The 7789-nt window shown below is 32.4% G+C and carries 12 protein-coding genes and 1 pseudogene; 7 read left to right on the top strand and 6 right to left on the bottom strand.

Annotated features, from left to right (window positions below):
* Positions 1-523, bottom strand: a pseudogene (locus BG20_RS10810) (hypothetical protein); the annotation flags it as partial.
* Positions 524-682: 159 nt separating this feature from the next.
* Between BG20_RS10810 and BG20_RS10805 the strand changes: the two are divergent.
* Together BG20_RS10805 and msrA are read left to right on the top strand one after the other, a co-directional pair.
* Positions 683-1069: a DUF6659 family protein gene (locus BG20_RS10805; RefSeq protein ID WP_010195215.1), complete on the top strand. Its 387-nt coding sequence runs from the start codon at positions 683-685 to the stop codon at positions 1067-1069.
* A 76-nt stretch (positions 1070-1145) separates the two neighbouring features.
* Positions 1146-1601: a peptide-methionine (S)-S-oxide reductase MsrA gene (msrA, locus tag BG20_RS10800; protein ID WP_010195211.1), complete on the top strand. Its 456-nt coding sequence runs from the start codon at positions 1146-1148 to the stop codon at positions 1599-1601.
* A gap of 2 nt (positions 1602-1603) precedes the next feature.
* Here msrA and BG20_RS10795 read toward each other — a convergent pair whose 3' ends face one another.
* Complete coding sequence (locus BG20_RS10795; RefSeq protein ID WP_010195209.1) at positions 1604-2038, bottom strand: universal stress protein; 435 nt, start codon at positions 2036-2038, stop codon at positions 1604-1606.
* A 132-nt stretch (positions 2039-2170) separates the two neighbouring features.
* Here BG20_RS10795 and BG20_RS10790 point away from each other — a divergent pair, with 132 nt between their 5' ends.
* The 3 genes from BG20_RS10790 to BG20_RS10780 are packed head-to-tail and all read left to right on the top strand — an operon-like array spanning position 2171 to position 3843.
* Complete coding sequence (locus BG20_RS10790; protein WP_010195207.1) at positions 2171-2959, top strand: alpha/beta fold hydrolase; 789 nt, start codon at positions 2171-2173, stop codon at positions 2957-2959.
* A 36-nt stretch (positions 2960-2995) separates the two neighbouring features.
* Positions 2996-3421 carry an AbrB/MazE/SpoVT family DNA-binding domain-containing protein gene (locus BG20_RS10785; RefSeq protein WP_010195205.1) on the top strand — a complete coding sequence of 142 codons (426 nt, stop codon included), beginning with the start codon at positions 2996-2998 and terminating at the stop codon, positions 3419-3421.
* On the top strand, positions 3418-3843 hold the full coding sequence (locus tag BG20_RS10780) for a hypothetical protein (RefSeq protein WP_010195204.1): 426 nt from the start codon (positions 3418-3420) through the stop codon (positions 3841-3843). Before BG20_RS10785 ends, BG20_RS10780 begins: the two co-directional genes overlap by 4 nt.
* 22 nt (positions 3844-3865) lie before the next feature.
* Here the strand turns inward: BG20_RS10780 and phaC are convergent, their stop codons facing one another.
* Together phaC and BG20_RS10770 are read right to left on the bottom strand one after the other, a co-directional pair.
* Positions 3866-4930 carry a class III poly(R)-hydroxyalkanoic acid synthase subunit PhaC gene (gene phaC, locus BG20_RS10775; protein WP_010195202.1) on the bottom strand — a complete coding sequence of 355 codons (1065 nt, stop codon included), beginning with the start codon at positions 4928-4930 and terminating at the stop codon, positions 3866-3868.
* A 3-nt stretch (positions 4931-4933) separates the two neighbouring features.
* Positions 4934-5437, bottom strand: coding sequence for a poly(R)-hydroxyalkanoic acid synthase subunit PhaE (locus tag BG20_RS10770; RefSeq protein ID WP_420805955.1), 504 nt, complete (start codon positions 5435-5437; stop codon positions 4934-4936).
* Positions 5438-5568: 131 nt separating this feature from the next.
* Between BG20_RS10770 and BG20_RS10765 the strand changes: the two genes are divergently transcribed.
* Both BG20_RS10765 and BG20_RS10760 read left to right on the top strand, forming a co-directional pair.
* Positions 5569-5961, top strand: a complete 393-nt coding sequence (locus BG20_RS10765; RefSeq protein WP_010195197.1) for a DUF6659 family protein — start codon at positions 5569-5571, stop codon at positions 5959-5961.
* 43 nt (positions 5962-6004) lie between these two features.
* Complete coding sequence (locus tag BG20_RS10760) at positions 6005-6424, top strand: phosphoribosyltransferase (RefSeq protein WP_010195195.1); 420 nt, start codon at positions 6005-6007, stop codon at positions 6422-6424.
* Between the two features lie 29 nt (positions 6425-6453).
* Here the strand turns inward: BG20_RS10760 and BG20_RS10755 are convergent, their stop codons facing one another.
* A complete protein-coding gene (locus BG20_RS10755) occupies positions 6454-6747 on the bottom strand; it encodes a hypothetical protein (protein ID WP_010195193.1) in 294 nt (97 codons plus the stop codon).
* Positions 6748-6754: 7 nt separating this feature from the next.
* Positions 6755-7666: a transcription initiation factor IIB gene (locus BG20_RS10750; RefSeq protein ID WP_010195190.1), complete on the bottom strand. Its 912-nt coding sequence runs from the start codon at positions 7664-7666 to the stop codon at positions 6755-6757.
* Positions 7667-7789: the final 123 nt, after the last annotated feature.

The raw sequence follows: 7789 nt of genomic DNA, 5'->3' as shown, positions 1-7789 counted from the left end.
AATATGAGTATTTCATATAATCTGATTTCATTATGCACAGTTTATTTTCAATACACTTTCTTTTTGAATTTTCCAAAGATGGATTTAGAATATGGTCATCTAACATTTTTCTTATCCCTTTTACAAATAACGTGTCAGTTGTTTCTTCATTTGACCACATTCTTGCATCGTTTTTCAACCATATTGGGATTTTTTCAGAATTTTTTATCCATCTTTCTTTGATGTATGATGAATCTCCCAAGTATTTTTCAATCTCGGCAATTAATACAATATCTCTCCCTGGATGGGTGCTATTCCAAGCTATGTTGTGATACAAAATTCCACATGCTCTAAGATTTGGTAAATTTGGATGCTGATCGGCAAGTGCATCTGGTCCCAATAGATTGTATTCAGCATGAAAAAATTCACAAAATTTTAAAATATCTTTAGTTGTTTTTACTTCAAAATTTGGCTCATGTGCAAATGCGCTTGGCGTTACGATAACTACTATAATTCCTAAAATTATTGGAATCACTACTTTCATTGAAATATGTTTATGCTTTTTTACTTATTAATTGGTAGTAAAAACATGCTTAACTTAATGACCGATATGGAATTCTATAACAATACACAATTCCGTTATATCTGAGAGTTGTCTTTATTATTGACTAGGTTTTTATTTTTGATTCGTTGAATACCTACGATGTCTACTCAAAATGACGCTGCACTAAAGCTTTATGATGAAAAATGTTCTCAATTACTAAAAGAATCTGAAATTAGATTTGCTGGAATTGTTGATAAAAATGGTGATCTGATCTCTGGTGGTTTTAAAGAGGGACTAGTTCCATACGAAGACGATGAAACTCGCCTTCATTCATTTTTAAAATTTGTATCGCAGTTTTCTATTCGAAAAGATTTTGATGACAGTTTAGGTCCTATTAACTATCTTGCAGCTAGAAGAGACAAAGCAGTCTTGGTAAGTTTTCCATTTCCAATTACACAAATATTACTTTTAATTTCTGCAGAACCTACTGCTAATATTGAAAATCTAGCCAAAAAAGTAGTTGAAATTTTTACAAATGTTAATTGAAAATTTATCTTCTCTCGACATTTCTTTCCATATCGTGATCAAATGGTTTTAATTTGATATTACATGAATTAAAGTCATGAAGGCAACATTTGGCGCTGGATGTTTTTGGCATGTTGAAGATTTACTTCGTAAAACCAAAGGTGTGAAATCAACACAGGTGGGTTACATTGGAGGGAAATTATCCAATCCCACATATGAAGAAGTTTGTACTGATACAACTGGACATGCAGAGGCAGTCCAAGTTGAATATGATCCCAATGAAATTTCTTATGATGAGTTACTCCAAGTGTTTTGGAATAATCATGATCCTACCACCTTGAATCGGCAAGGACTTGATATTGGTAACCAATATCGTTCAGCTATATTTTTTCACGATGAAGAACAAAAAAAGATTGCACAGAAATCTAAAGAAGAATTAGAAAAGTCAGGTAAATTACATAAACCAATCGTAACTGAAATTGTTCCCGCCCCTACATTCTACAAAGCTGAAGAATATCATCAAAAATATTTCCAAAAACACGGATTGTCTTAAAATTACTTTACAATCAGTACTGGAATTTTAGATGAATGGATAACATAATTTGAAACACTTCCTAAGAATACCTCCTTTACCACGCTTCTACCACGAGAACCCATCACTATCAAATCAAATTTCTCTTTTTTATCATGTGCTAATTTCACAAGATTATATCCTATGTCACCTACCATGGTTTTTTCTTTAAATGATACATTGTTTTTATCTGATAATTCTTTTGCAGTATTCATTATTTTTTTAATTTCTTTATTGATCTCTTTAGTTATTGAAGTGATTCCTTGAAATTCTGAATGTGGTTGCATGTTAATAGCATATGTGCATGTAATCGTGGCCTCAAACTGCCTTGCTATTGATATCGCCATTTCAAGTGCTCTAAAAGAATTTTTAGACCCATCCATTGGTACTAGTATTTTAGTTATTTTTTTATCTATCACAATGTGATTTTTCTTTAGATCTTAAAAAACATAGTCCTGTTTATTACATTCCCAAAAATTTGAAAATCTGTTAAATTTTTCTGATCGATAATATTGATTACCCTTAACTAGGTAAATATTTACGCTAAATTAATGCAAGAAAAATTCATACAAGTAGATGGCAACAAGATCCGTTATCTTGAATCTGGTGATTCAAAAAATACACTTGTATTGGTTCATGGGTTAGGTGCATCTGCTGAAAGATGGAATCTAGTTATTCCTACATTTGCAAAACACTATCGTGTTATTGTACCTGATTTGATAGGTTACGGATATAGTGATAAACCTATTTTGGACTACTCTCCTGAAATGTTTGTTAATTTTCTAGGAAAATTCCTTGATGCCTTACAAATTAAATGTCCTATCATTATTGGTTCCTCTTTAGGGGGTCAAATATCTGCAGAGTATACTTCTGCTAATCCAAAAAATGTAGAAAAATTGGTACTTGTATCTCCCGCAGGTGCCATGAAACAATCTACTCCTGCACTCGATGCATACATTATGGCTGCACTATATCCTAATGAACAAAGTGCTAAAAATGCATTTGATCTAATGGAAGCATCAGGCAACACTGTGGATGAAAAAATCGTTAAGGGATTCATTGAAAGAATGCAATTGCCAAATTCAAAGTTAGCATTTATGTCAACTATTTTAGGAATGAAAAATTCGGAAATAATATCTCCTAAATTACACACAATTCAATGCCCCACTTTGGTAATTTGGGGTGTTAATGATCCAGTTGTACCCGTTGAATTTGCAGATGGATTTGTATCTTTTATTCGAGACTGTAAGTTTCATAAAATGGAGAAATGTGGACATACTCCATATGTGCAAGATCCTGAGACCTTTTTGTCTATTGTATTGAATTTTCTTTTAAAGTAGAACACTTTATATACAAAGTAGTTCCTACAATTACCAATGAGTGGTAATTATAACCAATTTAACCCTTCAGAGATGTTTAAAGACTGGATTCAAAAAAATGGCCGTGCTCAAGCAGAATTTATGAAAAACTTTGGCATGCTAATGACTAATCAAAATACTCAAACATTCAATCCTTTAGAAACTCTAAGAGAAGTTTCAGACAACACACGAAATGCTCAATCTGATTTAATGAAGAACATGTCTTCTATGCAAAATAAAAGTATGGAGACCATGTTTCAGATTGGCCAAATGCTTCCATCTTTTATGAATTGGGGAGCATACAAAACAACTGTCAGCAGTAATGGCAGAATTTCAATTCCAGAGGCAGAACGTACTGCACTTGGATTAGGAGAAGGAGACTTGGTTCAAGTCATAATCCTTCCAATCGCAAAAAAATCAAAAAATAAGGAGGTGAAACAATGAGTAAAAACGAACAAACACCAGGATCTAAAGATCTATTTTCTGTATATCAGGAAAATGTAGACAAACTTTTCTCAGGAATTAGACATTCAGTACCACAATATCATCAGTCAATTACTAATGTTCAACAAGAGTACCTGCAAGCATATGAAAATATTGTAGATTCTACAATTACAATACAAAAAGAATATGCAAAGAAAGCAGGTATTGCTGCAAATATTCCACAAGCAACACTAAAAGTAATTCATGATACTACAGAAGAATTTGTAAAGGCAGCTTCAATACAGAATCAAATTACACTTGCAACAATTGATGCTACACAACAAAACATCAAAACATTCAATGATAATGCAAAATCCTTTGCTGACCTGAACAAAAACATTCTACAATCCTGGATAAGTGCATTCACCACAAAGAACAACTAGTGGTAAATTTTTATTTTTTATTTTATGATCTTTCTTCAAGCCACTTGCCTAATTCTGGAAGTACCTTGTTTTGAGATAGTGAACTAGCAATCATTCCAACATGCCCAGTAGGGTATATCTTCAATGTTTTATCTTCACTTCCAACTGCATAATGTAGAGGCATACTACATTCAGGCGATACCAAGTGGTCTCCTACTGCAACTTGTGTAAATAATGGCATGTTTATTTTTTTCAAATCAATCAGGCTTCCTCCTACATACATTTTATTTTGAATTAGAAGATTCTCTTGGTAAATATCTTTAATCCACTGTCTGAACAACTCTCCTGGTATTGGTGGTGTGTCTCCAAGCCATTTTTCAACTCTTAAGAAATTATCTACAAATTTTTTGTTCTCAATATTTTTAAAAAAATTCACATATTTTTCAATTCCCTGTTCAAATGGCTTTAGTACTGAAAAACAATAATACATGAATTCTGGAGGCATATTTCCTATAATTTCTACCATTTTATCTACATCCATGTGTTTTGCTAAATTACTAATTACTGTAGTATCACGCCATCCGTCAATTACAGGTGCAGTTGCAATATAGTTTTTCACACTTTCTGGATGTAATGCAGTATATGCTGTTGCAATAGTGGCCCCTGTACAATATCCTTGTAAAGATATTTTTTCTGTTGATGATTCATTTTTGATATATTCTACACTACTATCTAAATACCCATTAACATAATCATCAAAATCCAAATATTTGTCCATGCTAGTAGGGGATCCCCAATCTAACATGTATACATCAAATCCTTGTAATAGTAAATTTCTTACCCAACTCTTTTCTGGTTGAATATCTAAAATATGATATCTATTAATCAATGCATATGAAATTAGTAATGGTGTCTTGTGTTGTTTGTCTGTAAGTGGTCTGTAGTGTAGCAATCTTGTCTTATCGATTTCTTGTACTATATCATGAGGAGTTATTTCTAAACTAATTTCATCTGGGGCGGAAACTAATTTAGGTGCATCCATAACATGTTTACTGAATTTTATCATCTCTTCTATCAGTTTAGGATCAAATTTTGTTTCGTTTTTCATTTTTTATTCCTCCTTTGTTTTTATTTCTTTTTTCTTTTTCAATTCAATTTCTAATTTTGTAATTCTTTTTTTAAGTGAGTGCATTTCTTTGTACACTTCATCAATCTCTTCTTTACTTGGTAAATTCACAGATTGTAAAATTACATTTGAAATGTTGTTCCAATGTTTTGTCAGTTCTAACTCTTTTGAAACCAATTTACCGTAATTTTCTCCAAATTTTTCTGAATCAAATAATTCAGTAAAATCATTGTCAAAAATATCTATCCATATTCTCTTAAATGATTCCATTTGTTCTACGTCATGTGGTACATCTGGCGATTTCAGATTTACCTTTTTTTGTGCATCTGTCCAAGTTTCTGATAGTTGTTTATAATATTCTGTAACAAATTTGTTAAACTCCAATAAACTTTCATTTATTTGGATTAATTCCGTTGATATTTTTTTAGCATTTGATGCGAATGCCCGCATTGGTCCAAGTGATGTTAATGCTTGTGGTTTGCTTGACATTAAATGAATAATATCTGTCCAAAATAATGACAAATGTTTGTAGTATTCTGTAGGATTTGTTGATGATTGTGATTCCACGGATTACTTTTAATACAGATCTCAATAAATAGTTCGCTTGTATAATTAGACAAGTGACTTCACAAGAGGTTCTAGAAAAAATTTGTCAAAAAATTATCAAAATAGACCCTAAAGTAAGATCTGCACGAATAATCAACAGTCGAGGGCATCTTATTGCAGGGGGAATGAAGGTTGGCTTGCAGTCATTAGAATCTCAAAAACAAGATGAAATGATGTTCATGGAACTTGCCCTTAGAGTTCGTATGAGGCATGAATTTGACAAGGAATTTGGTGAAGTCCATTTTTCAATGTCTTATCGAGATAAAGTAATTGTGATGAGTTTTCCTTTGGCAGAAGATGGTGTTTTATTAGTATCCTTAGAAAAAGATGCCGATTTTGGTAAAATAGCATTTAAAATTCTTAAACTTATTGCACCACTAAAAAAACCCGTTTTAGGAACTTTTTGACTCTAATGATAACTTCTTAATTCTAGTATTGTCTGTTATCAACATGAATTCTTATCAAAATATCTCTTGGAAAGAGATTGAAAAAATCATAGAAGAACTTTCAAAAAAAGTTCTTCTATTACACAAAGATTTCTCTAGTATCTCTACTATTAGTCGCGGAGGATTAGTTCCTGCAAGACTATTGGCAGATCATATGGGCATTGATGTAATTCTTGTTGATAAAAATAAAATTCCCGTGGATTCTCTTTTTGTAGATGATATTTATGATTCTGGCAGTACCTTTAAGAAAATACTTCCAAAAATCTCTAATCCATCAGATTTTGTATATGCGACATTATTTGCAAGGCGTGGAAAGAAATATCCGAAGCAACTCATATATTCTAAAAAAACTCATGGTAACGAATACATCGTATTTCCATGGGATAAACTAGAATACAAAAGATTACAAGAACTTGCATTATAATTTCTAAAACAGTTTTAACTTTTTCATGATTACTGCATACATTGAGGAAGTTTGCCCTCGTGTCTATCTTGATAATCTTTGATTAAATCTTCTGCAACTTTCTCATATGATGGCGTCTGCATATATCTTATCCTTGTAGCTTTTGAAATACACTGTTCTTCTTCTTTATCTTGAATACTTATTTTGATGTTTTCAGCACCACCAATAAATAAAATTTTCATTGATGCATGCATCATGTATACTCCTGCTGACTGAGGAATTTTTGAAATTGTATCTCCATTAAAGTCTAACCATTCTGACCACGCATTTTCATTGTTTAGCATTTCTATCTCAATTTTGAAGCATTTTTCTTAATCCTGCACATCTGTTTCTTATTGTTACTTCTGTAACTCCAGATGCAATAGAGATATCTTTTTGTGATTTTATCTCACCAGTACTAATACATGCCAAATATAATGCAGCTGCAGCTATTCCCATAGGATCTTTTCCAGCAACCATGCCTATTTTTTTTGCTTGTTCAAGTATTACCACTGCTTTTCGTTTACTCTTTTCACTTAACTCTGCAATACTGGCAATCCTTGATACTCCTTTTACGGGATCTACTACTGGCATTTTTAATTCAAGTTCTCTAAAAATCAATCTATAACATCTTGCAACGTCTTTTCTTCTTATGTTGATACCTTTTGCCACATCATCAAGTGTTCTTGGGGTTTCTGTATTTCGACATGATGCATAAAGACATGCTGCAACTAACCCTTGAATTGAACGACCTCTGACTAGTTTTTTCTCCATTGCTTTTCTGTAAATGTATGCAGCTTTTTCTACTACTGCATCTGTTAATGCAAGTTTGTCTTTTAGTTTATCCATTTCATTTAGTGCTTGTCTTAGATTTCTATCTGCAGATGAATGTGCTTGTGATCTACTGTCCCAAGTTCTTAATCTCTCAATTGAGCTTTTCATTGATGATGTGAGAGGTTTCCCAGTTGAATCTTTGTTGGCAGGACCAATCACTGTAGATAAACCCATGTCATGCATAGTCAATGATGTGCCTGCACCTACCCTAGTTCTATTTGTGTCATCATTGGCAAAAGAACGCCATTCTGCACCAGTATCTGAAATCTTTTCTGACATTACAAAACCGCATCTTCCACAAAACAACTCCCCCGTAGTTTCATCTGTTATCATTTTTTTATCCCCACATGAAGGACATTTTGGTCCCGAAACAACTGTGCTTTTAAGCATAATAATTACAAATAAGGCATTTATCTTATTATCCCTTTTACATAACTTCTGCAGGTTAATTGTGTGTAGGCTAAGCTAACACTCATTCTAGTTTTATAGAATTAGAATGAGTTTAAAATAATC

Source organism: Candidatus Nitrosarchaeum limnium BG20, assembly GCF_000241145.1.
GTDB classification, from domain to species: Archaea; Thermoproteota; Nitrososphaeria; order Nitrososphaerales; family Nitrosopumilaceae; genus Nitrosarchaeum; species Nitrosarchaeum limnae.
Note: the sequence above shows the minus strand (reverse complement) of the source record. Positions and strands in the feature narration are given on the sequence as shown.

Bases quoted from the DNA above. Each gene is read 5' to 3' on its own strand.
- BG20_RS10785 (WP_010195205.1), top strand. From the start codon at position 2,996: ATGAGTGGTAATTATAACCAATTTAACCCTTCAGAGATGTTTAAAGAC.
- phaC (WP_010195202.1), bottom strand. From the start codon at position 4,930: ATGAAAAACGAAACAAAATTTGATCCTAAACTGATAGAAGAGATGATA.
- BG20_RS10805 (WP_010195215.1), top strand. From the start codon at position 683: ATGTCTACTCAAAATGACGCTGCACTAAAGCTTTATGATGAAAAATGT.
- BG20_RS10790 (WP_010195207.1), top strand. From the start codon at position 2,171: ATGCAAGAAAAATTCATACAAGTAGATGGCAACAAGATCCGTTATCTT.
- BG20_RS10780 (WP_010195204.1), top strand. From the start codon at position 3,418: ATGAGTAAAAACGAACAAACACCAGGATCTAAAGATCTATTTTCTGTA.
- msrA (WP_010195211.1), top strand. From the start codon at position 1,146: ATGAAGGCAACATTTGGCGCTGGATGTTTTTGGCATGTTGAAGATTTA.
- BG20_RS10770 (WP_420805955.1), bottom strand. From the start codon at position 5,437: ATGTCAAGCAAACCACAAGCATTAACATCACTTGGACCAATGCGGGCA.
- BG20_RS10755 (WP_010195193.1), bottom strand. From the start codon at position 6,747: ATGCTAAACAATGAAAATGCGTGGTCAGAATGGTTAGACTTTAATGGA.
- BG20_RS10760 (WP_010195195.1), top strand. From the start codon at position 6,005: ATGAATTCTTATCAAAATATCTCTTGGAAAGAGATTGAAAAAATCATA.
- BG20_RS10750 (WP_010195190.1), bottom strand. From the start codon at position 7,666: ATGCTTAAAAGCACAGTTGTTTCGGGACCAAAATGTCCTTCATGTGGG.